General features: G+C 70.9%; 21 protein-coding genes. 12 read left to right on the plus strand and 9 right to left on the minus strand.

The window, feature by feature from the left end:
* The first annotated feature begins 59 nt into the window (after nt 1–59).
* Nucleotides 60–1,040, plus strand: a complete 981-nt coding sequence (locus U5640_RS20680; protein ID WP_340377253.1) for an ATP-binding protein — start codon at nt 60–62, stop codon at nt 1,038–1,040.
* A gap of 16 nt (nt 1,041–1,056) precedes the next feature.
* On the opposite strand, the gene U5640_RS20685 is transcribed toward U5640_RS20680, so the two are convergent.
* Nucleotides 1,057–2,322, minus strand: a complete 1,266-nt coding sequence (locus tag U5640_RS20685) for a hypothetical protein (protein ID WP_340377254.1) — start codon at nt 2,320–2,322, stop codon at nt 1,057–1,059.
* 337 nt (nt 2,323–2,659) lie between these two features.
* Here U5640_RS20685 and U5640_RS20690 point away from each other — a divergent pair, with 337 nt between their 5' ends.
* The 6 genes from U5640_RS20690 to U5640_RS20715 all read left to right on the plus strand — a co-directional run bounded on the left by U5640_RS20690 (nt 2,660) and on the right by U5640_RS20715 (nt 10,903).
* The gene (locus U5640_RS20690) at nt 2,660–5,203 is read left to right on the plus strand and encodes a SulP family inorganic anion transporter (protein WP_340377255.1); all 2,544 of its coding nucleotides are present in this window, start codon (nt 2,660–2,662) and stop codon (nt 5,201–5,203) included.
* 168 nt (nt 5,204–5,371) lie between these two features.
* A complete protein-coding gene (acs, locus tag U5640_RS20695) occupies nt 5,372–7,327 on the plus strand; it encodes an acetate--CoA ligase (RefSeq protein WP_340377256.1) in 1,956 nt (651 codons plus the stop codon).
* A 274-nt stretch (nt 7,328–7,601) separates the two neighbouring features.
* A complete protein-coding gene (gene nhaA / locus U5640_RS20700) occupies nt 7,602–9,107 on the plus strand; it encodes a Na+/H+ antiporter NhaA (protein WP_340377257.1) in 1,506 nt (501 codons plus the stop codon).
* Nucleotides 9,108–9,145: 38 nt separating this feature from the next.
* Nucleotides 9,146–9,634, plus strand: a complete 489-nt coding sequence (locus tag U5640_RS20705; protein WP_340377258.1) for a phage holin family protein — start codon at nt 9,146–9,148, stop codon at nt 9,632–9,634.
* A complete protein-coding gene (locus U5640_RS20710) occupies nt 9,631–10,581 on the plus strand; it encodes an alpha/beta hydrolase (protein WP_340377259.1) in 951 nt (316 codons plus the stop codon). The genes U5640_RS20705 and U5640_RS20710 overlap by 4 nt, the downstream gene beginning before the upstream one ends.
* 139 nt (nt 10,582–10,720) lie before the next feature.
* Nucleotides 10,721–10,903 (plus strand): hypothetical protein, encoded by a 183-nt coding sequence (locus U5640_RS20715; protein ID WP_340377260.1) that lies wholly within the window; start codon nt 10,721–10,723, stop codon nt 10,901–10,903.
* Between the two features lie 131 nt (nt 10,904–11,034).
* Here the strand turns inward: U5640_RS20715 and U5640_RS20720 are convergent, their stop codons facing one another.
* The 3 genes from U5640_RS20720 to nth form a co-directional block, all read right to left on the minus strand.
* Entirely contained in the window at nt 11,035–12,234 is a 1,200-nt protein-coding gene (locus tag U5640_RS20720) for a MarP family serine protease (protein ID WP_340377261.1), read from the minus strand.
* A gap of 13 nt (nt 12,235–12,247) precedes the next feature.
* Nucleotides 12,248–12,910, minus strand: coding sequence for a CoA pyrophosphatase (locus U5640_RS20725; RefSeq protein ID WP_340385229.1), 663 nt, complete (start codon nt 12,908–12,910; stop codon nt 12,248–12,250).
* 402 nt (nt 12,911–13,312) lie between these two features.
* Entirely contained in the window at nt 13,313–14,125 is an 813-nt protein-coding gene (nth, locus tag U5640_RS20730) for an endonuclease III (protein WP_340377262.1), read from the minus strand.
* Nucleotides 14,126–14,440: 315 nt separating this feature from the next.
* Between nth and U5640_RS20735 the strand changes: the two genes are divergently transcribed.
* Both U5640_RS20735 and U5640_RS20740 read left to right on the plus strand, forming a co-directional pair.
* Nucleotides 14,441–15,115, plus strand: coding sequence for a Crp/Fnr family transcriptional regulator (locus tag U5640_RS20735; RefSeq protein WP_029382547.1), 675 nt, complete (start codon nt 14,441–14,443; stop codon nt 15,113–15,115).
* A 90-nt stretch (nt 15,116–15,205) separates the two neighbouring features.
* A complete protein-coding gene (locus tag U5640_RS20740; RefSeq protein ID WP_340377263.1) occupies nt 15,206–16,036 on the plus strand; it encodes a nucleotidyltransferase domain-containing protein in 831 nt (276 codons plus the stop codon).
* 34 nt (nt 16,037–16,070) lie between these two features.
* Here the strand turns inward: U5640_RS20740 and U5640_RS20745 are convergent, their stop codons facing one another.
* From U5640_RS20745 to U5640_RS20760, 4 genes are all read right to left on the minus strand, one after another.
* Complete coding sequence (locus tag U5640_RS20745) at nt 16,071–16,901, minus strand: MBL fold metallo-hydrolase (RefSeq protein WP_340377264.1); 831 nt, start codon at nt 16,899–16,901, stop codon at nt 16,071–16,073.
* Nucleotides 16,898–17,776 (minus strand): NUDIX hydrolase, encoded by an 879-nt coding sequence (locus U5640_RS20750; protein ID WP_340377265.1) that lies wholly within the window; start codon nt 17,774–17,776, stop codon nt 16,898–16,900. The genes U5640_RS20745 and U5640_RS20750 overlap by 4 nt, the downstream gene beginning before the upstream one ends.
* A gap of 71 nt (nt 17,777–17,847) precedes the next feature.
* Nucleotides 17,848–18,312 carry a RidA family protein gene (locus U5640_RS20755; protein ID WP_340377266.1) on the minus strand — a complete coding sequence of 155 codons (465 nt, stop codon included), beginning with the start codon at nt 18,310–18,312 and terminating at the stop codon, nt 17,848–17,850.
* Nucleotides 18,309–18,467 carry a DUF4177 domain-containing protein gene (locus U5640_RS20760; protein WP_020129281.1) on the minus strand — a complete coding sequence of 53 codons (159 nt, stop codon included), beginning with the start codon at nt 18,465–18,467 and terminating at the stop codon, nt 18,309–18,311. The genes U5640_RS20755 and U5640_RS20760 overlap by 4 nt, the downstream gene beginning before the upstream one ends.
* Nucleotides 18,468–18,619: 152 nt before the next feature.
* Between U5640_RS20760 and U5640_RS20765 the strand changes: the two genes are divergently transcribed.
* A complete protein-coding gene (locus U5640_RS20765) occupies nt 18,620–19,597 on the plus strand; it encodes an ArsA-related P-loop ATPase (RefSeq protein ID WP_340377267.1) in 978 nt (325 codons plus the stop codon).
* A gap of 10 nt (nt 19,598–19,607) precedes the next feature.
* Complete coding sequence (locus tag U5640_RS20770) at nt 19,608–20,996, plus strand: ArsA family ATPase (RefSeq protein ID WP_340377268.1); 1,389 nt, start codon at nt 19,608–19,610, stop codon at nt 20,994–20,996.
* Nucleotides 20,997–21,137: 141 nt separating this feature from the next.
* Here U5640_RS20770 and wblA read toward each other — a convergent pair whose 3' ends face one another.
* Complete coding sequence (gene wblA, locus U5640_RS20775) at nt 21,138–21,476, minus strand: transcriptional regulator WblA (protein ID WP_055634507.1); 339 nt, start codon at nt 21,474–21,476, stop codon at nt 21,138–21,140.
* A gap of 406 nt (nt 21,477–21,882) precedes the next feature.
* Between wblA and U5640_RS20780 the strand changes: the two genes are divergently transcribed.
* Nucleotides 21,883–24,192, plus strand: a complete 2,310-nt coding sequence (locus tag U5640_RS20780; protein WP_340377269.1) for a transglycosylase domain-containing protein — start codon at nt 21,883–21,885, stop codon at nt 24,190–24,192.
* Nucleotides 24,193–24,347: the final 155 nt, after the last annotated feature.

A 24,347-nucleotide genomic window follows, 5' to 3' on the forward strand; every position in this document is an offset into this window, starting at 1 on the left:
GTGGTCTTCTTCACGCACCGCTGCCACGCACAGCGATCGTCGCACTACTCTTGGTGAACATGAAAATTGCTTTCGTCGGGAAGGGCGGCAGCGGCAAGACCACGCTGTCGTCCCTGTTCATCCGCCACCTCGCCACCCTGGGCGCCCCCGTGCTCGCCGTGGACGCCGACATCAACCAGCACCTGGGGCCCGCTCTCGGCCTCGACGAGAGCGAGGCCGCCGCCCTGCCCGCACTGGGTGATCACCTGCCGCTGATCAAGGAGTACCTGCGCGGCTCCAACCCGCGCATCGCCTCGGCCGAGTCGATGATCAAGACGACCCCACCCGGCCGGGGCTCCCGGCTGCTGCGGGTGCGCGAGGACAATCCGGTGTACGACGCCTGCGCCCGGCCGGTGGAACTCGACGGGGGCGCCGTCCGTTTGATGGTCACCGGCCCCTTCACGGACGCCGACCTGGGGGTCGCCTGCTACCACTCCAAGACGGGAGCGGTGGAGCTGTGCCTGAACCACCTGGTGGACGGCCGCGACGAGTACGTCGTGGTCGACATGACGGCGGGCTCGGACTCCTTCGCCTCCGGCCTGTTCACCCGCTTCGACGTCACGTTCCTCGTCGCCGAGCCGACCCGGAAGGGGGTCTCCGTCTACCGTCAGTACAAGGAGCACGCCCGCGACTTCGGCGTCGAGCTGAAGGTCGTCGGCAACAAGGTGCAAGGGCAGGACGACCTCGACTTCCTCCGCGCCGAAGTCGGTGACGACCTGCTCGTCACGGTGGGGCACTCGAACTGGGTGCGCGCCATGGAGAAGGGCCGGCCGCCCCGGTTCGACCTCCTGGACGCGGCCGACCGCGAAGCCCTGCGCCTGCTGCGGACGACCGTCGACGCCGCCCACGAGCGGCGCGACCGGGCCCGCTACACCCGCCAGATGGTGCACTTCCACCTGAAGAACGCCCAGTCCTGGGGCAACGAACGCACCGGGGCCGACCTGGCGGCCCAGGTCGACCCCGACTTCGTACTCGGCGAGGGCGTGGCCGCCGCCGTCTAGAACACCCGGGCGGCGGCTACCGCCGGGCCGTCGGGCCGCCCGGGATGCCCTTGGGGGCCGGGGCCGGCCCGTCGGACAGGAAGGACGTCCAGCCCTGCTCCGGGACCTCGCCGACATCGAGGGAGCGCAGCTTGCTCAGAGTCTGCGGGTCCTGGGCGTCCAGCCAGTCGGCCAGCTGCCGGAAGGACACACAGCGCACGTCGGCCTGGTTGCAGACGGTCTCCACGACCTCCTGGACGGCGCGCATGTACGTTCCGCCGTTCCAGGACTCGAAGTGGTTGCCGATGATCAGCGGAGCGCGGTTGCCGTTGTAGGCGCGGTGGAAGCCCCGGAGCAGGCCGTCGCGCATCTGCTCGCCCCAGAAGGCGCGCTTGGCGGGGTCGCCCTGGGTCTTGGTGCCGGACTGGTTGACCATGAAGTTGTAGTCCATGGTGAGCTGCTCGTAGGTGTGTCCCGGGAAGGGCACGAGCTGCATCGACAGGTCCCACAGCCCCATCCGTTTGCGGGGCCAGACCTGCTGGTTGACGCCGCTGGTGTCATAGCGGAAGCCCAGTCGGCTCGCCGCCCGCATGAAGTTCTTCTGGCCCTCCAGGCAGGGGGTGCGGGCGCCGATCAGCTCCTTGTCGTAGTCGAAGGGCAGCGGCGCGGCCTTCGTCATGCCGGTGTTGGTCTTCCAGGTCTTCACGAACTGCTTGGCCTGGGCGATCTCGTCCCGCCACTCCGCCGGGGACCACGCGCCGACCCCGCCGTTCCTGCCGCAGAAGTGGCCGTTGAAGTGGGTGCCGATCTCGTTGCCCTCCAGCCACGCCAGCCGTAGCTGCTTCACGGTGTCGGCGATGCCCTGCTCGTCGTTGAAGCCGATGTCGGAACGGCCCGGGGAGTGCTGCGGGGGTCGGTAGAGGTCGGCCTTCTCCTCCGGCAGCATGTAGACGCCGCTGAGGAAGTACGTCATGGTCGCGTGGTTGGCCTTGGACACTTCACGGAAGTGCGAGAACAGCTTCTGGCTGTCCTCTCCGGCCCCGTCCCAGGAGAACACCACGAACTGCGGGGGCTTCTGACCGGGCTTCAGGCGTTGCGGACGGGGCAGGTGCGGCTGCGGTCCGGTGTACGCGGTGGAGCCGTCGCCGATCAGCCGGAGCACGTGTTTGGGTGCCGGGGCGCCTTTGCGGGGGGTCTGCGTCGTCGTCTTGGCGGCGTCGGTCGCCGTCGCACAACCGGCGAGTGATGCGGCGGCCGTCGCGGCGACCACGACGGCCGCGGCGATTCTCTGGGTGGCGGTCATGCTCCGCCCACCTTCTTCCTTCTCTCGGCCCACGCCGACGAGGGCGTGCTGTCGGTGCGTGCCGGGGCGAGCCGGCAGCGCGGTCAAGGTCGCACGGGGCCGAAAAGGAATTAATACGACAAGCCGATGAAATGCTCACTTCATCCAACTGAGTGATTCATTGCCCTATTTGCCACATAAATCCATGCCTGACCTTTACTCTGCATTACGATCGCTTTACCGAGCGTTGCTCTCTCATCCCGCCGCTGTACGCCGTGACCCACGGCCGCGACCGCCCCCGCCAGAGAGCGGGGGACCACCTGTTCCGCGACCGCGCTGCCCCGGAGGAGACGGGAACATGTCAGCCTGCGTCCCCACTCGTACGTCCGACTCGACGCGCGCCCGACGCGCCCACCCGCCGCACAGCCCCCCGTCGGGCCCGCACCGCCGCTTCCGCATCGCGGGCGCCGACGTGTCCGCCTCGATCGCGGTCTTCCTGATCGCCCTCCCCCTGTCCCTGGGCATCGCCCTGGCCACCGGAGCACCCCTGCAGGCCGGCCTCGTCGCCGCCGCCGTCGGCGGGATCGTGGCCGGCTGCGTCGGCGGGTCCCCGCTCCAGGTCAGCGGCCCCGCCGCCGGGCTCACCGTGGTCACGGCCGACCTCATCCAGCGGTACGGATGGCGGACGACCTGTGCCGTCACCGTGCTCGCCGGCTGCACCCAACTGGGCCTCGGCTGTCTGCGCGTGGCACGCACCGCGCTCGCCGTCAGCCCCGCCATCGTGCACGGCATGCTCGCCGGCATCGGTGTCACCATCGCCGTGGCCCAGCTGCACATCGTCCTGGGCGGCACCCCGCAGAGCTCCGTCCTGGCCAACCTACGCGCCCTGCCCGCCCAGTTGGCCGGGCTCCAGCCCGCCGCGGTCGCCGTGAGCACCCTGACCCTGACCCTGCTGCTGCTCTGGCCACGTATCCCCGGCCGGGCGGGCCGGATGCTGCGCAAGGTGCCCGCCGCCCTCGTCGCCGTCGCCGGCGCCACCGTCGCGGCGTCCCTCGGCGGCCTCGTCCTGCCCAAGGTCGACCTCCCCTCCTGGCGCAGCCATGCCCTGGCCGGACTGCCCGAGGGCCCGGCGCTCGGCGTCGCGGCGGCCGTCCTCACCATCACCCTGGTGTGCAGCGTGCAGTCGCTGCTCGGCGCGGTCGCCGTCGACAAGCTCATCTCCTCCCGCGCCGACCTCATCTCCTCGCCCGCGGGGCGCGCCCCACGGGTCGGCCGCTCCGACCTCGACCGTGAACTGCTCGGCCAGGGAGCCGCCAACATCGTCTCCGGCGCCCTCGGCGGACTGCCCGTCGCGGGGGTGGCCGTGCGCAGTTCGGCAAATGTCCACTCGGGTGCCGTGAGCCGGAACTCCACGATGCTGCACGGCGTTCTCGTAGTGATCGCCGCACTGTTGATGGTCCCGGTCCTGGAACTCATCCCCCTGGCCTCGCTCGCCGCCCTGGTGATGGCCGTCGGCATCCAGATGGTGTCCCTGCACCACATTCGTACGGTGACCCGCCACCGGGAGGTGCTGGTGTACGCCGTCACCACCCTCGGCGTGGTGTTCCTCGGCGTCCTCCAGGGCGTGACGCTGGGGATCGCGGTCGCCGTCGCCGTCGCCCTCAACCGCCTCGCCCACACCCGCATCACCCACCACGAGCAGGAAGGAGTCCATCACGTCCATGTGCGCGGCCAGTTGACGTTCCTGGCGGTACCACGGCTCAGCCGGGCCCTGCACCTCGTACCCCACGGCACCCGCGTGGTGGTCGAGCTGGACGGCTCGTTCATGGACCACGCCGCGTACGAGGCCCTCCAGGACTGGCAGAAGACCCACACCGCCCAGGGCGGGACCGTCGAGCTGACCGGCCGCAGACTCGGTACGGCGACCACGGCCGTCGACCACGCCGCCGCCGGTGCCGACTGCCGCTGCCGGCCGTGGACCCCTTGGCGCAACCACCAGTGCGAGCTACCGCGCTCCGCGCACGCCACGGGTTCCGCTTCCGGAGCCCCGAACCGGCCGAGTCTGGCCGGTACTCCGACCGCCCCCGACAGACCGCACCCGACGCACGAGACACAGGAGAGCCACGGGACAGACCAGAGCGACGAGACGCGCAGGACCGACGAGACGCGCGACCGGATGTACAAGACCCACCAGGCGCACCCGCCGAGCGGCACGGGCGGTCCCGCGGATGCCGGGGCCGACGGAAGTCACCCCCTGGTCCGCGGCATCAGCGCCTTCCAGCGGAACACCGCTCCGCTGGTGCGCGGGGAGTTGGCGCGGCTGGCCCGGGAGGGGCAGCAGCCGACGCAGCTGTTCCTCACCTGCGCCGACTCGCGGCTGGTCACCTCGATGATCACCTCCAGTGGTCCGGGCGACCTGTTCGTGGTGCGCAACGTCGGCAACCTGGTGCCGCCACCGGACGAGGAGTGCGGGGACGACTCGGTGGGGGCCGCCATCGAGTACGCGGTGGACGTGCTGAAGGTCCGGTCCATCACGGTGTGCGGGCACTCGGGGTGCGGGGCCATGCAGGCGCTGCTCGGCTCCGAACCCGGCGGGGAGCAGACGCCGTTGAAGCGGTGGCTGCGGCACGGGCTGCCGAGTCTGGAGCGGATGGCGGACGACGGCCGGCCCTCGGCCCGGCTGGCCGGGCGGTCACCGGCGGACGCGGTCGAGCAGCTCTGTCTGACGAACGTGGTCCAGCAGCTGGACCATCTGCGGGCCCACACGTCGGTGGCGGGTGCCCTGCGGGCCGGGGAGCTGGAGTTGCACGGGCTGTACTTCCACGTGGGCGAGGCACAGACGTATCTGCTCACTGGGAACGGAGGCAACGAGCTGTTCGATCATGTGGGCCATCGCGTGTGAAAGGCGCCACCGGCTGAACTCCTTCCGGCCCCCGTCCGTGGGTACGGATGACCCGGCCCGCACCAGAACAGGTCTAAACCAATTATCCGTCGGCCCTTGTCACACGGCCCCCGGTTCTGATGAGCTGTGGCCTGGGACACAACGGACACCCTTCGAGAGGGAGATGTCGTGAGCAACGAAAGCCTGGCCAACCTGCTCAAGGAAGAGCGCAGGTTCGCGCCGCCCGCCGACCTGGCCGCGAACGCCAATGTCACGGCGGAGGCGTACGAACAGGCCAAGGCTGACAGGCTCGGCTTCTGGGCCGAGCAGGCCCGTCGGCTGACCTGGGCCAAGGAGCCGACACAGACGCTGGACTGGTCGAACCCACCGTTCGCGAAGTGGTTCGAGGACGGCGAGCTCAACGTCGCGTACAACTGCGTCGACCGCCATGTGGAGGCCGGGCACGGCGACCGGGTCGCGATCCACTTCGAGGGTGAGCCCGGCGACAGCCGCGCGCTCACCTACGCCGAACTCAAGGCCGAGGTGTCGAAGGCGGCCAACGCGCTGCTGGAGCTGGGCGTCCGCAAGGGCGACCGGGTCGCGGTGTACATGCCGATGATCCCGGAGACGGCGGTCGCGATGCTGGCCTGCGCCCGGATCGGCGCCGCGCACTCCGTGGTCTTCGGCGGCTTCAGCGCGGACGCGCTGGCGACCCGGATCCAGGACGCGGACGCCAAGGTCGTGGTCACGGCGGACGGCGGGTACCGGCGCGGCAAGCCCTCCGCGCTCAAGCCGGCCGTCGACGACGCGGTCCGCAAGGCGGGCAACGTCGAGCATGTGCTCGTGGTCCGGCGTACGGGCCAGGAGGTCGCCTGGGACAACAGCCGGGACGTGTGGTGGGACGAGATCGTCGACCGCCAGTCCGCCGAGCACTCCCCGGAGGCCTTCGGCGCCGAGCAGCCGCTGTTCATCCTCTACACGTCCGGCACCACGGGCAAGCCGAAGGGCATCCTGCACACCTCCGGCGGCTACCTCACGCAGGCGGCATACACGCACCACGCGGTCTTCGACCTCAAGCCGGACACCGACGTGTACTGGTGCACCGCCGACGTCGGCTGGGTCACCGGCCACTCGTACATCGTCTACGGACCGCTGGCGAACGGGGCGACGCAGGTCATGTACGAGGGCACCCCGGACACCCCGCACCAGGGGCGCTTCTGGGAGATCGTGCAGAAGTACGGGGTGACGATCCTGTACACGGCCCCGACGGCGATCCGTACGTTCATGAAGTGGGGCGACGACATCCCCGCGAAGTTCGACCTGTCCTCGCTCCGCGTCCTCGGTTCGGTCGGGGAGCCCATCAACCCCGAGGCCTGGATCTGGTACCGCAAGCACATCGGTGCCGACCTGACCCCCGTCGTGGACACCTGGTGGCAGACCGAGACCGGCGCGATGATGATCTCGCCGCTGCCGGGTGTCACCGAGACGAAGCCGGGCTCCGCCCAGCGCCCGCTGCCCGGCATCTCCGCGACCGTCGTCGACGACGAGGCGAACGAGGTGCCCAACGGCGGCGGTGGCTATCTGGTCCTGACCGAGCCCTGGCCGTCGATGCTCCGCACCATCTGGGGCGACGACCAGCGCTTCCTCGACACGTACTGGTCGCGCTTCGAGGGCAAGTACTTCGCGGGCGACGGCGCGAAGAAGGACGACGACGGGGACATCTGGCTGCTGGGCCGGGTGGACGACGTCATGCTCGTCTCCGGGCACAACATCTCCACCACCGAGGTCGAGTCGGCGCTCGTGTCGCACCCGTCGGTCGCCGAGGCGGCCGTGGTCGGCGCGGCCGACGAGACGACCGGACAGGCGATCGTCGCGTTCGTCATCCTGCGCGGCACCGCCGCCGAGTCCGAGGACCTGGTCGCCGAACTGCGCAACCACGTCGGCGCGACCCTCGGACCGATCGCCAAGCCCAAGCAGATCCACCCGGTGACCGAGCTGCCCAAGACCCGCTCCGGCAAGATCATGCGCCGACTGCTGCGGGACATCGCCGAGAAGCGGGAACTCGGCGATGTGACCACCCTGACCGACTCCACGGTCATGGACCTCATCCAGGCGAAGCTGCCGGCAGCACCGAGCGAGGACTGAGCACGGCCCCACACGGGACGGGCATCCGGCGACGCGGGAAACCGCGCCGGGTGCCCGTTTCGCACCTATCGTGGGGATCACCTGCTCACTCGCCCACAGGCCCCGAGCGCGCCGCGTCGCACCACGCACCGCGTGGCACACCGCGCACCGCGTGCAGCGCGCACGGCCCGTACCGCGCGCGCTGGACGCACCTTAGGTAAAGTAATCAAAAAGGTGCGCCGGGAAGTCTGGTCGGCATGCGTTCCGCCATGCCCACCGACCGGAGGTCCCCACCGTGTCCGCGCCCCGCAGCACCGCCCGCAGAATCTTCGGACGGCTCTCCCTCCCCGAGCGGACCTACGTCACGGACGCGCTGCGGACCGAGACCGTGGGCGGTGTCCTGCTGCTTCTCGCCGCGGTGACCGCACTGCTCTGGGCGAACGTCCCCGCGCTGCACGACAGCTACGAGGCCGTCAGCCACTACCACCTCGGCCCCGAGGCCCTCGGACTGCACCTGTCGGTGGAACACTGGGCGGCCGACGGCCTCCTCGCGATCTTCTTCTTCGTCGCCGGCATCGAACTCAAGCGCGAGGTGGTCGCCGGGGAGCTGAAGGACCCCAGGGCCGCCGCCCTGCCCGTCGCGGCCGCGCTGTGCGGAATGGCCGTACCGGCGCTCGTCTACACCCTCACCAACCTCACCGGAGGCGGGGACACGGGCGGCTGGGCGGTACCCACCGCCACCGACATCGCCTTCGCGCTCGCCGTGCTCGCCGTCATCGGGACATCGCTGCCGAGCGCGCTGCGCGCCTTCCTGCTCACCCTCGCCGTCGTCGACGACCTGTTCGCGATCCTGATCATCGCGGTCTTCTTCACCGACACGATCGAATTCGCCGCCCTGGGCGGCGCCGTCGCCGGCCTCGCGGTCTTCTGGGTGCTGCTGCGCAGGGGCGTACGCGGCTGGTACGTGTACGTGCCGCTCGCGCTGGTGATCTGGGCGCTGATGTACAACAGCGGCGTCCACGCGACCATCGCCGGCGTCGCCATGGGCCTGATGCTGCGCTGCACCATCCGCGAGGGCGAGGAGCACTCCCCCGGCGAGCACATCGAGCACCTGGTGCGGCCGCTCTCCGCAGGGCTCGCCGTGCCGCTGTTCGCGCTGTTCAGCGCGGGGGTGACGATCTCCGGCGGGGCGCTCGGCGAGATGTTCACCCGGCCGGAGCCCCTGGGGGTCGTCCTCGGGCTCGTCATCGGCAAGACGGTCGGCATCTTCGGCGGCACCTGGCTGACCGCCCGCTTCACCCGGGCCTCCCTCAGCGAGGACCTGGCCTGGGCGGACGTCCTGGCCGTCGCCTCGCTCGCCGGCATCGGCTTCACCGTCTCGCTGCTCATCGGCGAACTGGCCTTCGCGGGCGAGGCGGCCCTCACCGACGAGGTCAAGGCCGCCGTCCTGACGGGCTCGCTGATCGCGGCGACCTGCGCGACGGTCCTGCTGAAGCTGCGCAACGCCCGCTACCGCCGGATCCAGGAGGCCGAGGAGCGCGACGAGGACAGCGACGGCATCCCGGACGTCTACGAGCAGGACGACCCGGCGTACCACCTGCGGATGGCCGCGGTCCATGACCGCAAGGCCGCCGAGCACCGCCGTATCGCCGCGGAGATCGCCCGCGGGAGAGCCGCCGGGACGGACCCGGATACGGACCCGGGGACGGACTCGGGGACGGACTCGGGGACGGACCCCGCGCACCGGATGGCGGCCGAAGTGCCGGGCGGGGCGGGCGAGGACGGCGACGGTCCGGCATGATCTGACGGGACGGTACAAAAGAAGCGAGGGAGACCGCGATGAGCGCACCCGACGGCGGCCCGGTCGGCGCCGAAGCCAGCATCGGCCAGCTGTTCGCCTCGGCGACGTCCGAGATGTCCGCGCTGGTGCACGACGAGATCGCGCTGGCGAAGGCTCAGCTCAGGCAGGACGTGAAGCGCGGCGCGGCGAGCGGCGGGGCGTTCACGGTGGCAGGCGCGGTCCTGGTGTTCTCCCTGCCGATGCTGAACTTCGCGCTGGCGTACGGCATCCGGACCTGGAGCGACTGGAACCTCGCGATCTGCTTCCTGCTGTCCTTCGCGGCGAACGTGCTCGTCGCGCTCGTCCTGGTGCTGATCGGCGTGGTGTTCGCGAAGAAGGCCAAGAAGAGCCAGGGCCCGCAGAAGGTGGCCGCGTCGATGAAGGAGAGCGCGGGCGTCCTGCAGAACGCCAAGCCGCACCCCAGGCCGGAGCTGACCGAGGACCGGGGCCCGGCGGCCATCGAGGCTGTGGCACGCTCGACGTCATGACGGACCCCGCCACCCCTTCGGCGCACCCCACCTCGGTCGTACGGCCGGAGTACGCCGAGGGCACCAAGGTGACCCATCGTGAGGTCGCCGCGAACGGCGCCCGCTTCCACATCGCGGAGGCCGGTGACGGACCGCTGGTCATGCTGGTCCACGGCTTCCCGCAGTTCTGGTGGACCTGGCGGCACCAGCTCGGCGCGCTCGCCGACGCCGGCTTCCGGGCCGTCGCCATGGACCTGCGGGGCGTGGGCGGCAGCGACCGTACGCCCCGGGGCTACGACCCGGCCAACCTCGCCCTCGACATCACGGGCGTGATCCGCTCGCTCGGCGAGCCGGACGCCGCGCTCGTCGGTCACGACCTGGGCGGCTATCTGGCGTGGACGGCCGCCGTGATGCGCCCGAAGCTGGTCCGGCGGCTCGCGGTGGCCTCGATGCCGCACCCGCGGCGCTGGCGCTCGGCGATGCTCGCCGACGTCCGCCAGTCCGCCGCGAGTTCCCACATCTGGGGCTTCCAGCGGCCGTGGATCCCGGAGCGGCAGCTCACCGCCGACGACGGGGAGCTGGTGGCTCGCCTCGTCCGGGAGTGGTCCGGGCCGCGGCCGCCGGAGGACGCGGTCCTGGAGACGTACCGGCGCGCCATGTGCATCCCCTCCACCGCGCACTGCTCCATCGAGCCGTACCGGTGGCTGGTGCGCTCGATGGCGCGACCGGACGGCGTCCAGTTCTACCGGCGCATGAAACGGCCCGTGCGCGTCCCCACGCTCCACTTGCACGGGTCACTCGACCCGGTGATGCGCACCCGTAGCGCGGCCGGCTCCGGCGAGTACGTGGAGGCGCCCTACCGGTGGCGGCTCTTCGACGGGCTGGGCCACTTCCCTCACGAGGAGGATCCGGTCGCTTTCTCCACCGAACTGGTCAATTGGCTGAAGGATCCGGAACCGGATCGGTGACCGAGTGGTCGCGCCCGGTGTCCGTCGCCGGATGCCACGGGAAACGCCTGTACGACAAGCGGCCAATTGCCCGACGCATAGGCCAATTGGCGGGCCTCGGGGCGGTTATCGACCTTGGGGCGGGGGCAGACGTCGGGGTATGGGCTGGACGCACGACTACAGTGACGCAGCACGCAACCGCCGCTCGGCCGCTGGCCTGAGCTCCCACCAACGAGGTTCCGACCCGCAGCTGCCGGGCTCCGACCTCCGGGTGGGCATTCCGCGCATCCTGCGCCGCCGGGCCCGCTGGGTCTCGGTACGCCTGCGTCACCCTCGAGGCTGACCGCCGCCCGGGCCGTCCCGACCGGCTGACCGCCGCTCCCGCGCCCCGAGAAGCAGCTAGTGCCGTGACCGGAAAGGTTCACCGGCTCGCGGCGTCCGCGAGCTTCCCGGCAAACCTTCCCGGTCACGGCACTAGAGGGCGCAGCGGTCGCTGTCCACCTGCTGTCCCGCGGTACGTCCGGCCGTGACGTCCTGCTGGATCTCGTCCGCGGTGAGCGCGTACCCGGTGGAGGCGTCGTCGAGCGACTTCGCGAACACCACGCCGTACACCCGCCCGTCGGGGGTGAGCAGTGGGCCGCCGGAGTTGCCCTGACGGACGGTCGTGTAGAGCGAGTACACATCACGGCGCACGGTGCCGCGGTGGTAGATGTCCGGGCCGTTGGCCGTGATGCGCCCGCGCACGCGCGCCGCCCGGACGTCGTACGAGCCGTTCTCCGGGAACCCGGCGACGATCGCGTCAGCACCGGTGGAGGCGACGTCGGTGGTGAACTTGAGCACGGGCGCGTGCAGGTCCGGTACGTCGAGCACGGCGATGTCGCGCTTCCAGTCGTACAGGACGACCGTCGCGTCGTACTTGCGGCCCTCGCCGCCGATCTGCACGGTGGGTTCGTCGACGCCGCCCACGACATGCGCGTTGGTCATCACGCGGCGCTCGCCGAAGACGAAGCCGGTGCCCTCCAGGACCTTGCCGCAACTCTCGGCGGTGCCCATCACCTTGACGATGGAGCGCTGCGCGCGCGTGGCGACGGCGCTGCCCGCGAGGGCCGGGTCGGGCGGCTGGACGTCGGTGATCGGCTCGTTGGCGAACGGGCTGAAGACCTGCGGGAAGCCGTTCTGCGCGAGGACGGAGGAGAAGTCGGCGAACCAGGTGTCCGCCTGGTCGGGCAGCGCCCGGGACACCCCCTGGAGCACGGTGGAGTTGCGGACCTCCTTGCCGAGGGTCGGCAGGGTCGTGCCGGCCAGGGCGGAGCCGATCAGCCAGGCCACCAGCAGCATGGCGACGACGTTCACCAGGGCGCCGCCGGTGGCGTCCAGGGCGCGGGCCGGGGACCAGGTGATGTACCGGCGCAGTTTGTTGCCGAGATGGGTGGTCAGCGCCTGTCCGACCGACGCGCAGACGATCACGACGACGACGGCGACGACGGCGGCCGTGGTGCTGACCTCGGCGTTGTCGGTCAGCCAGTCCCAGATGAGCGGCAGCAGATAGACGGCGACCAGACCGCCGCCCAGAAAGCCGATCACCGACAGGATGCCGACGACGAAGCCCTGGCGGAAGCCGACCACCGCGAACCAGACGGCCGCGACCAGCAACAGGATGTCCAGCACGTTCACGGGGTTCACCCTGTCATGACCGCCAGTCGAGCGGGACCTGCTTGTCCCGGTCCCAGGGGCGCTCCCAGCCCGCGAAGTGCAGCAGGCGGTCGATGATGCCGGCCGTGAAGCCCCAGACCAGGGCCGATTCGACCAGGAATGCCGGACCTCGGTAGCCGCCGGGGTGGACCGCGGTGGCCCGGTTCGCCGGGTCCGTGAGATCGGCCACGGGGACGGTGAAGACCCGGGCCGTCTCGTTGGGGTCGACGACTCCCACCGGGCTCGGCTCGCGCCACCAGCCCAGGACGGGCGTCACGACGAAACCGCTGACCGGGATGTACAGCTTGGGCAGCACACCGAAGAGCTGGACGCCCGAGGGGTCGAGTCCGGTCTCCTCCTCGGCCTCGCGCAGCGCGGCCCGCAGCGGGCCGTCGCCCTGCGGATCGCCGTCCTCCGGGTCGAGGGCGCCGCCGGGGAAGGAGGGCTGTCCCGCGTGCGAGCGCAGGGTGCCGGCCCGCTCCATCAGCAGCAGCTCGGGGCCCTGCTCGCCCTCTCCGAACAGCACGAGGACCGCGGACTGGCGTCCCGCGCCGTCCTGCGGCGGCAGGAAGCGGCTGAGCTGGCTCGGCCGGACCGTCTCCACGACCCGCACGACCGGGTCGAGCCAACCGGGCAGGCCGTGTGTCCGCAGCGGCACGGCGCCACCCCGGGTACCGCCCCGGGCACCCTCCTGGGCACCGCCCGGCTCACCCTTCGCGCCGTCGGCCACGGCTCCGGTCCCGGCGCCCACGGGACCACCGGACGGGGACGCCGCAGCACCGGCCGCGGGGTCGACCGCGCCTCCGACCCCGGCGCCCGCCGCACCACCCTCGGCGGCGCCGCCGCCCCGGGCACGCCCCGGGCCTCCGGTCGCGGCGTTCGCCGCGCGTGGCAGGTTCGCCGTGGCCCTCGCCGTCCCGCCGGCCGTCTCGCTGGCCGTGTCACTCACCCGTGTCATCGCCGCGCCCCCGTTCTGCCGGGTCCAACGCGCGAGGACCCGTAGATCGTTCCGTCGGCCGCGCCCCGTCGGCCGCCGGTCCCGCCTGCCTCGTCGCCCGGGTCATCCGGCCCCCAGCGGCGGGGCCGGCCGCCCGCCCGCGTCGAGGTAGGCCTGCGGCGGGTTGAGCCGCTGGCCGGGGAAGCCGCCCTTCTCGTACTTCAGGAGCTTCTTCGCCTTCTCGGGGTCCGTCTCGCCCTCGCCGTACGCGGGGCAGAGCGGGGCGATGGGGCAGGCACCGCAGGCCGGCTTGCGCGCGTGACAGATGCGGCGGCCGTGCCAGATGACGTGGTGGGACAGGTCCGTCCAGTCGCCCTTGGGGAAGAGCGTGCCGATCGCCGCCTCGATCTTGTCGGGGTCGGTCTCCTCCGTCCACCGCCAGCGCCGTACGAGCCGCTGGAAATGGGTGTCCACGGTGATGCCGGGCCGCCCGAAGGCGTTGCCCAGGACCACGAAGGCGGTCTTGCGGCCGACGCCGGGCAGGGTGACCAGGTCCTCCAGACGGCCGGGGACCTCGCCGCCGAACTGCTCCACCAGTCCCTTCGAGAGCCCTATGACCGACCGGGTCTTGGCCCGGAAGAACCCGCAGGGGCGGAGGATCTCCTCGACCTCTTCCGGGTTGGCCGCGGCGAGGTCCTCCGGGGTGGGGTACTTGGCGAAGAGGGCGGGAGTCGTCTGGTTGACCCTGAGGTCGGTGGTCTGGGCGGACAGGACCGTGGCGACCACGAGCTGGAAGGCGTTCTCGAAATCCAGCTCCGGGTGGGCGTACGGGTAGACCTCGGCGAGTTCGCGGTTGATACGGCGGGCCCGGCGGACGAGCGCGGTCCGCGACTCGGGCTTTCCGGCCGATTTGCGAGCAATGGCTTTTGTTGTCACTTTTGCCGTCTTCTTATCCTCACCGGACTCTTGTTCGCCCACAGCGGAATCCCGACGTACAACCACCCGCCCAGCCCCCTTGGCCTGTGCTCTCACCGGCGATTTGGACACCCGGCCAGCCTAAAGCCCGGCACCGACATCTGCCCCGGACCCCGAAGATCGGCCCCCAATTGGACCCCTGCCGCTTACCTCCGGACATGTGTGCGGCATCCTTGTGACAGATCACACTGTTTGGACCGTCCGGCAAAATGGGGAACCAGGTCCCCTGGTACGCGGGGGACAAGATCCCCTGAGCAGGCGACAAGGAGAGAACTCGTGGACGACGTTCTGCGGCGCAACCCGCTCTTCGCGGCACTCGACGACGAGCAGGCCGCGGAGCTGCGCGCCTCCATGAGTGAGGTGACCCTCGCCCGTGGTGACTCCCTGTTCCACGAGGGCGACCCGGGCGACCGGCTCTACGTCGTCACCGAGGGCAAGGTCAAGCTCCACCGCACGTCCCCCGACGGCCGCGAGAACATGCTGGCCGTGGTGGGCCCCGGCGAGCTGATCGGCGAGCTCTCGCTCTTCGACCCGGGCCCGCGTACGGCGACGGCGACGGCCCTCACCGAGGTCAAGCTGCTCGGCCTCGGTCACGGCGACCTCCAGCCCTGGCTGAACGCCCGCCCCGAGGTGGCCGCCGCGCTCCTGCGCGCCGTCGCCCGGCGTCTGCGCAAGACCAACGACGCCATGTCCGACCTGGTCTTCTCCGACGTCCCCGGCCGCGTGGCGCGCGCCCTGCTGGACCTCTCCCGGCGCTTCGGCGTGCAGTCCGAGGAGGGCATCCACGTCGTCCACGACCTCACGCAGGAGGAGCTGGCCCAGCTCGTCGGCGCCTCGCGCGAGACGGTCAACAAGGCGCTCGCCGACTTCGCCCAGCGCGGGTGGCTGCGCCTGGAGGCGCGAGCGGTCATCCTGCTGGACGTGGAGCGGCTCGCCAAGCGGTCGCGGTAACGACGCGACAGCGCGCGGCGGCGCCGGGGCCCCGGGGCCATTACGACCCCCGGGGCCATTACGGTCCCCAGGGCCACCCCTTTCCGCCCCATGGCTGAAACGATTCCCCCGCGAGGGCTCGACGCCCAGGGCTACCTCCTGCGCGAAGGCTCCCTCGCGCGCGTGACGAACCCCTTCCGCCCCGTCGTCGCGGCGGCCCGGGACGGGCTCCTGGAGCTGTTCGGGGCGCGCCTGCACAGCGCCTACCTCTACGGGTCGATCCCCCGCGGCACCGCGCGCGTGGGGCGCAGCGACCTGGACCTGCTGGCCGTCCTGCACGAGGAGCCGGCCGAGGCGGACCGGGCCGGTGCCCGGACCCTGCTCGAGGCCCTCGACCGGAGGTTCGCCCAGATCGACGGCGGCGGCGTGCTGCTGTCGAGCCGCACGCGCGTGCTGAGCGACCTGGAGCGGTACGACCTGGGGTTCTTCGTCGCCTGTCTGTGCACCCCGCTCCTCGGTGAGGACCTCGCCGAGTACCTGCCCCGCTACCGCCCCGACTCGCTCCTCGCGCGCGAGACGAACGGCGAACTCGCCCTGCTGCTGCCGCGCTGGCGGGCCCGCATCGCCGAGACCGCCGGAACGGAGGAGGCGCTCAGGCCTCTCGTCCGGTCGCTGTCCCGCCACCTCGTGCGCACCGCGTTCACCCTGGTCATGCCCCGCTGGAACGGCTGGACCAGCGACCTGCACGAGATGGCCGAGGCGTTCGCGGGGCACTACCCCGAGCGGGCCGAGCAGGTGCGGAAGGCGGCGCTGCGCGGCTACGAACCGGTCGGCGACGCGGTCGTCCTCGCGTCGTACGTGGACGATCTGGGGCCCTGGCTCGCGAACGAGTACGCGCGCGTGCACGGCATCAAGGCTCCCCGGCCGGAGGACGGCGCCTGAACCCCGGGGAACGGCCGCGAGTGCCGTGACCGCACTAGATCAGCCCGTGGTCCTCCAGATACTCGATCTGCGCCCGTACGGAGAGTTCGGCCGCCGGCCACAGGGAGCGGTCGACGTCGGCGTACACATGGGCGACGACGTCGGAGGCGGCGCGGAAGCCGTCCTCGACGGCCGTCTCGACCTGGGCGAGGCGGTGGGCGCGGTGGGCGAGGTAGAACTCCACGGCGCCCTGGGCGTCCTCCAGGACGGGGCCGTGGCCCGGGAGGACCGTGTGGACGCCGTCGTCGACCGTGAGGGACCTCAGGCGCCGTAGGGAGTCCAGATAGTCGCCCAGCCGGCCGTCGGGGTGGGCGACGACCGTGGTGCCGCGCCCCAGGATCGTGTCGCCGGTCAGGACGGCCCTGTCCGCCGGGAGATGGAAGCAGAGCGAGTCGGCGGTGTGGCCGGGCGTCGGCACGACCCGCAGCTCCAGGCCGCCCAGCGTGATCACGTCACCGGCGCCCAGCCCCTCGTCGCCCAGCCGTAGGGCCGGATCGAGGGCACGCACGCGCGTACCGGTCAGTTCGGCGAACCGGACGGCGCCCTCGGCGTGGTCGGGGTGGCCGTGAGTGAGCAGGGTCAGGGCGACCCGCTTGCCGGCCTGTTCTGCGGTGTCCACGACGGCGCGCAGATGGCCGTCGTCCAGCGGGCCCGGATCGATCACGACCGCCAGCTCGGAGCCGGGCTCGGAGACGATCCAGGTGTTGGTGCCGTCCAGGGTCATCGCGGAGGCGTTCGGCGCAAGGACGTTGACCGCGCGCGCGGTGGCCGGTCCGGTCAGGACGCCGCCGCGAGGCTGGCCGGGAAGCGCTGCTGCGTCGGTCATGCGGGGCCTCCACCGGCGGGGATGGGGATGTGCTTGGTGAACTCGCCGTGGCCCGGCCAGCTCAGCACGATCTCGCCGTCGGTCAGCCGGGCCTCGGCCAGGACGGCGGTCAGATCGCGGCCGGGAGCGGCGGCGAGGGCCTCGGCGGCGGTGGCGTACGGCGCCAGCTGGCGCAGGGTCGCGATCGTGGGCGGCATCATCGTCAGCTCGCCCTTGTCGTAGCCGTCCGCCGCCTCCTGCGGGCGGATCCACACGGTGCGGTCGGCCTCCGTGGAGGCGTTGCGGGTGCGCTGGCCCTCGGGGAGCGCTGCCACGAAGAACCAGGTGTCGTAGCGCCGGGCCTCGAACTCGGGGGTGATCCAGCGGGTCCAGGCACCGAGCAGGTCGGAGCGCAGGACGAGCCCGCGGCGGTCGAGGAACTCGGCGAAGGACAGCTCACGGGCGGCCACGGCCGCGCGGTCCGCCTCCCAGTCGGCGCCGGTCGTGTCACCGACGACCGAGTCGGGGTCCGGCCCGGCGAGCAGGACGCCGGCCTCCTCGTACGTCTCCCGTACGGCCGCGCAGACGATCGCCTGGGCCTCCGCCTCCTCGACGCCGAGCCGCCGCGCCCACCACGCGCGCGTGGGGCCCGCCCAGCGCACCGGACGCTCGTCGTCGCGCGGGTCGACCCCGCCGCCCGGATACGCGTACGCGCCCCCGGCGAAGGCCATGGAGGCGCGTCTGCGCAGCATGTGGACGAACAACGTCCCGGCCGGCCCGTCCTTCACGAGCATGACGGTGGCCGCGCGTCTGGGTGTGACGGGCGTGAGTGTCCCGTCCGCGAGCGCGCGGATGCGGTCCGGCCAGTCCGAGGGAAACCACTGCCCATTCGCCATGGGCGCGAGGCTATCCCCTGGTGAGCGAATGTTCGAGAGGTGCCCGAGGTCAGGGCACCCCGGGGTGGCCGTTACGGGACCAGCTCGACCTGGATCTCGACCTCGACCGGGGCGTCCAGCGGCAGCACGGCGACACCGACGGCACTGCGCGCGTGCACGCCCTTGTCGCCGAGGACCGCGCCGAGCAGCTCGCTCGCGCCGTTGACGACGCCGGGCTGGCCGGTGAAGTCCGAGGCCGAGGCGACGAAGCCGACGACCTTCACCACGCGCGCGACGCGGTCCAGATCACCGGCGACCGACTTCACGGCGGCCAGGGCGTTCAGGGCGCAGGTGCGGGCCAGCTCCTTGGCCTCCTCGGGGGTGACCTCGGCGCCGACCTTGCCGGTGACGGGCAGCTTGCCGTCCACCATGGGCAGCTGACCTGAGGTGAACACGTACGGCCCCGACTGCACGGCGGGCTGGTAGGCCGCGAGGGGCGGCACCACGGCCGGCAGGGTCAGGCCCAGCTCGGCGAGCTTCGCCTCGACGCCGCTCATGCCTTGGCCCGCTTCAGGTAGGCCACGAGCTGCTCGGGGTTGTTCGGCCCGGGAACGACCTGGACGAGCTCCCAGCCGTCCTCGCCCCAGGTGTCCAGAATCTGCTTCGTGGCATGGACGAGCAGCGGCACGGTTGCGTATTCCCACTTGGTCATGGGGCGACTTTATCCGCTGTCGCCCCAGGGCTCCCGTGCAGGCCGGGCGGCTGGTTCCGGGCCGGTTGTCCACAGGCCATGTGGCCGATACCGGCCCCCGTTGTCCACAGCCTCCCGATTGCCTCGGGCACGGACTGGTTACGCTCGAAGACGTGAGCAGGCTCCAGGTCGTCAGCGGCAAGGGCGGGACCGGAAAGACGACGGTCGCCGCCGCCCTAGCGCTGGCCCTCGCCACGGCAGGGAAGCGGACGCTTCTCGTCGAGGTGGAGGGCCGGCAGGGCATCGCGCAGCTCTTCGAGACAGAGGCGTTGCCCTATGAGGAACGCAAGATCGCCGTCGCGCCGGGCGGGGGTGAGGTGTACGCGCTCGCCATCGATCCCGAACTGGCCCTTCTGGACTACCTCCAGATGTTCTACAAGCTGGGGAGCGCCGGGCGGGCCCTGAAGAAGCTGGGCGCGATCGACTTCGCCACCACCGTCGCACCCGGGCTGAGGGACGTCCTCCTCACCGGCAAGGCGTGCGAGGCGGTCCGGCGCAAGGACAGGACCGGGCGGTTCGTGTACGACTACGTCGTCATGGACGCCCCGCCGACCGGTCGCGTCACCCGCTTCCTGAACGTCAACGACGAGGTGGCGGGGCTGGCCAAGATCGGCCCGATACACAATCAGGCGCAAGCCGTGATGCGGGTGCTGAAGTCGCCGGAGACGGCCGTGCACCTGGTCGCGCTGCTCGAGGAGATGCCGGTCCAGGAGACCGCGGACGGCATCGCCGAGCTGCGGGCGGCGAAGCTGCCGGTGGGCCGGGTGATCGTCAACATGGTGCGGCCCGAGGTGTTGGACACGGATGGTCTGGAACTCGTACGAACCGTGACACGTTCATCCCTTGCGCGGTCGTTGTCCGCGGCCGGGCTGGGCGGGGCGCGGCGCGGCGGGCACGCCGAGCGGCTGGTGGACCCGCTCCTGCAGCAGGCCGAGGAGTACGCCGAGCGGCACGCGCTGGAGCAGGAGCAGCGGGCGGTGCTGGGCGAGCTGGGCCTGCCGCTGCACGAACTGCCGCTGCTCGCCGAGGGAATGGACCTGGCGGGCCTGTACGACCTCGCCACCGAGCTGCGCAAGCAGCAGATCGCATGAGGGGGACGGTATGAGTCGGGACCAGGGCCAGGCACAGCACCGGCTCTCCCCCGCGCGCGTGCTCGATCTGGACCCGCTGCTCGACGACCCGGCGACCCGGATCGTGGTGTGCTGCGGTTCCGGCGGGGTCGGCAAGACGACGACGGCGGCGGCGCTGGGTCTCAGAGCGGCCGAGCGGGGCCGCAAGGTGGTGGTGCTCACCATCGACCCGGCGCGCCGGCTGGCCCAGTCGATGGGCATCGACTCGCTCGACAACACCCCGCGCCGGGTCAAGGGCGTCGAGGGCGACGGCGAGTTGCACGCGATGATGCTCGACATGAAGCGCACGTTCGACGAGATCGTCGAGGCGCACGCGGATCCGGAGCGGGCGTCCGCGATCCTGACGAACCCCTTCTACCAGTCGCTCTCCGCCGGTTTCGCCGGCACGCAGGAGTACATGGCGATGGAGAAGCTGGGCCAGCTGCGCGCCCGGGACGAGTGGGACCTGATCGTGGTCGACACTCCCCCGTCCCGCTCGGCGCTGGACTTCCTGGACGCGCCGAAGCGGCTGGGTTCGTTTCTGGACGGCAAGCTGATCCGGGTGCTGCTCGCGCCCGCGAAGGTCGGTGGCCGCGCGGGGATGAAGTTCCTCAATGTCGGGATGTCGATGATGACCGGCGCGCTCGGCAAGCTGCTGGGCGGGCAGCTGCTGAAGGACGTGCAGACGTTCGTGGCGGCGATGGACTCGATGTTCGGCGGGTTCCGCACGCGCGCGGACGCCACCTACAAGCTGCTCCAGGCACCGGGGACGGCGTTCCTCGTCGTGGCGGCCCCCGAGCGGGACGCGCTGCGGGAGGCCGCGTACTTCGTGGAGCGACTGGCCGCCGAGAGCATGCCGCTGGCGGGTCTGGTGCTCAACCGGGTCCATGGCAGCGGTGCGGCCCAGCTGTCAGCCGAGCGGGCGCTCGCCGCCGCGGAGAACCTCGATCTGGCCCACGCCGAGGCGGAGACCGAGGCGGAGGCCCCCGCGTCCGCTTCCCGCGTGGCGGAAAATCTTGATGACCCCCGCATTGTGGATCAGGACGGCGGGAAAGCTGGACTTCGTAACTCTCCCGACACGCACGGCAGTTCAGAATCACCCGCAACCGAGCCCGCCGCGGGCCCCGCGACCGACCAGGGTTCCGGCTCCCCCAGCGCCGATCAGCTGACCGCAGGCCTGCTGAGGCTGCACGCCGAGCGTATGCATCTGCTCTCCCGTGAGCAGCGCACCCGTGACCGCTTCACCGCCCTCCATCCGGAGGTGGCGGTGGCCGAAGTGGCGGCGCTGCCCGGTGACGTACACGACCTTGCTGGGCTGCGGGACATCGGCAATCGGCTCGCGTCCCCTCAACCGGAGCTTCCCGAGGCCAGCGACGACTGAAGCCGCCCGAAGACCGCAGCGCAGACGGCAGGCGCAGCCCCGCACGCAGACCAGCCACACAGACCGAACGCGCCGAAGACCGCCGAAGACCCCGAAGACCGCCGAAGCCGAACAGGAAGGCCCCGTACAGAAGGGCTCTTCTCAGCTGACTGCCGCGTAGTTCTCGTACATCTCGTCGTCGTCGAGCGACACGATGCCCGAGCCGCGCTCGTACTCCGAGCGCGCGGTCTCCAGCAGCCGGCGCCACGAGGTGACGGTCGGCCGCCTGCGCAGCAGAGCGCGGCGCTCGCGCTCCGTCATGCCTCCCCACACGCCGAACTCGACGCGGTTGTCGAGCGCGTCGGCCAGACATTCGGTGCGTACCGGGCATCCGGTGCACACCGCCTTGGCCCTGTTCTGCGCTGCTCCCTGAACGAACAGTTCATCCGGATCGGTAGTGCGGCAGGCAGCCTGCGCACTCCAGTCGGTAACCCAGCCCATACCGGCGCCGTCCTCTCCCGAATCGAGGCTCCCCCACGGCGGCAGCGGCATATTCACCGCCGCCAGTTGAGGACGTTACGGAAGGTGGGCACAGCGCAACACCCCCTTCGGGCCCAATCTTGAATGGCCCGAACGGACTATGGGTAAGCGGCAGATCACCCGGGGGAGTGAGCCTGCGACATGCGTGACCTTCCCGACAAATGGGACAGTTCACTTGGGCCACAACGGACGCCGGATGACACACAAGGCGGATTCGGGCACGCCCCCACCAAAAAATCGGGGAACCTCCGGAACGATTCGGGGTCGCCGGACGTATTGATACGTGGCCCTACTGCTGTGACAGTTGGGAGCAGCTTAGGCCAAGGCATTGACGCGTGTCCGGCGAATGAGAACGTAGGCTGCCCTCATGCCAAACAAGCGCTCGGGCGGTGGCCTGTCCGCCACGCAGCAGGCCGCCAAGTTCCTCGGTGTCAGTGTCCTCTCCGGAGCCGTGCTGGCGGGCATCGCGCTGCCCGCGTTCGGCGCGCTGGGACTGGCCGCCAAGGGGTCGGTCGAGTCGTTCGACGAACTCCCGGCCAACCTGAAGACACCGCCGCTGAGCCAGCGCACCACGATCCTCGACTCCGAGGGCGGCCAGATCGCCACGGTCTACTCCCGTGACCGCACGGTGGTCGACCTCAAGAACATCTCGCCGTTCATGCAGAAGGCGATCGTCGCGATCGAGGACTCGCGCTTCTACCAGCACGGCGCGATCGACCTGAAGGGCGTCCTGCGCGCCCTCAACAAGAACGTGCAGAGCAGCGGCGTCTCCCAGGGCGCCTCGACGCTCACCCAGCAGTACGTGAAGAACGTCTTCGTGGAGGAGGCCGGCGACGACCCGACGAAGGTCGCGCAGGCCACCCAGCAGACCATCGGCCGCAAGATCAAGGAGCTGAAGTACGCGATCCAGGTCGAGGAGGAACTCGGCAAGAAGAAGATCCTCGAGAACTACCTGAACATCACGTTCTTCGGCGAGCAGGCCTACGGCGTCGAGGCGGCCTCCCAGCGCTACTTCTCCACGCACGCCAAGGACCTCACCCTCCCGCAGGCGGCCCTGCTGGCCGGCATCGTCCAGTCCCCGAGCCGCTACGACCCGGTCAACGACGCGACCGAGGCCACCAAGCGCCGTAACACCGTGCTCCAGCGCATGGCCGAGGTCGGCGACATCTCGGAGGCCGAGGCCGCCAAGGCGCAGAAGGCCCCGCTGGGCCTGAAGGTCACCCAGCCGAAGAACGGCTGCATCACCGCCGTCCAGGGCGCCAGCTTCTTCTGCAAGTACGTCGAGCGGGTCTTCCTCAGCGACCCGGTCTTCGGCAAGACGAAGGAGGCGCGGGCCAAGCTCTGGAACCAGGGCGGTCTGACCATCCGGACGACCCTCGAACCGCAGGCCCAGGAATCCGTCCAGGCCAGCCTGAAGAAGCACGTCTACAAGTCGGACAAGGTCGCGGCGGCGGCCACGCTCGTCGAGCCCGGCACCGGCAAGATCCTCGGCATGGGCCAGTCCAAGCCGTACGGCTACGGCAAGAACGAGACCGAGTACAACTACTCGGTCAACGCCTCCATGGGCGGCTCGAACTTCGGCTTCCCGACCGGTTCGACCTTCAAGCCGTTCGTGGCCGCGGCCGCGATCGAGGAGGGCCGCCCGGCCAACCAGACGTACTCGGCGCCGTACGAGATGGCGTACCCCGAGACCGTCCAGACCTGCAGCGGCAAGTCCTGGCGCAACGACGGCGGCTACAAGCTGGAGAACGAGAGCGAGTCCGAGAAGGGCCCGTACGACCTGCAGACCGCCATGGCGAAGTCGGTCAACACCTACTTCGTGCAGATGCTCGCCGACATCGGCATGTGCCCCGTGGTGAAGATGACCGACGCGCTCGGCGTGGTCCAGGGCAACGGCGACAAGGTCCCCGAGGTGCCGTCCTCGATGACCCTCGGTTCGACCGGCCTCTCCCCCCTCACCATGGCGAGCGCGTACGCGGCCTTCGCCAGCCGGGGCATGTACTGCACCCCGATCGCCATCGAGTCGATCGCCCAGACCGTCGGCGGCAAGAAGAAGTCGCTGGAGGTCCCGAAGTCGACCTGCTCGCGGGCGATGAGCGAGAAGACCGCGGACACCATCAACACCCTGCTCAGCGGTGTGATCGACTCCGGTACGGGCCAGCAGGCCGGCCTCTCCGGCCGCGACAACGCCGGTAAGACCGGTACCACGGACTCCCGCAAGAACGCCTGGTTCGTCGGCTACACCCCGAACCTCGCGGGCGCCGTCTGGGTCGGCAGCGCCACCCAGAAGGTGCAGATGACCGACATCTACATCGGCGGCGTCTACCACGGCCAGGTCTACGGCGGTGACACCCCCGGCCCGATCTGGCGAGACGCCATGAACGGCGCCCTGGAGGGCAAGGGGGCCCCGGAGTTCCACACCGTCTTCATCCCGCGCAACAACCAGGACAAGGGCGACGACGACAACAGCGACGACAACAACAACGGGAACGGCAACGGGAACGGGAACGGCAACAACGGCGGCGGCAACGGCTTCATCGGCGGCCTCTTCGACGGCGGCACGTCCGATGGCACCTCGTCCAACGGCGGTTCCTCCTCGACCGGCGGCGACACCTCGACCGACTTCGGCAACCTGTTCCAGGGCAACGGCAACGGGGGCGGGCGCGGCCGGGGCTGAGAACCGCCCACCGGCCGGCGACGGCTCGGCGGTAAGCGGTAAGCGGTAAGCGGTAAGCGGTAAGCGGTGGTACTGGGTACGCATCGGGACGGCCCCTGCCCCTCGTACAGCGCACAGAGAAGTGTGTGCGGTACGAGGAGCAGGGGCCGTTTCGC

This window comes from Streptomyces sp. SS7 (assembly GCF_037993025.1).
Classification (GTDB): Bacteria; Actinomycetota; Actinomycetes; order Streptomycetales; family Streptomycetaceae; genus Streptomyces.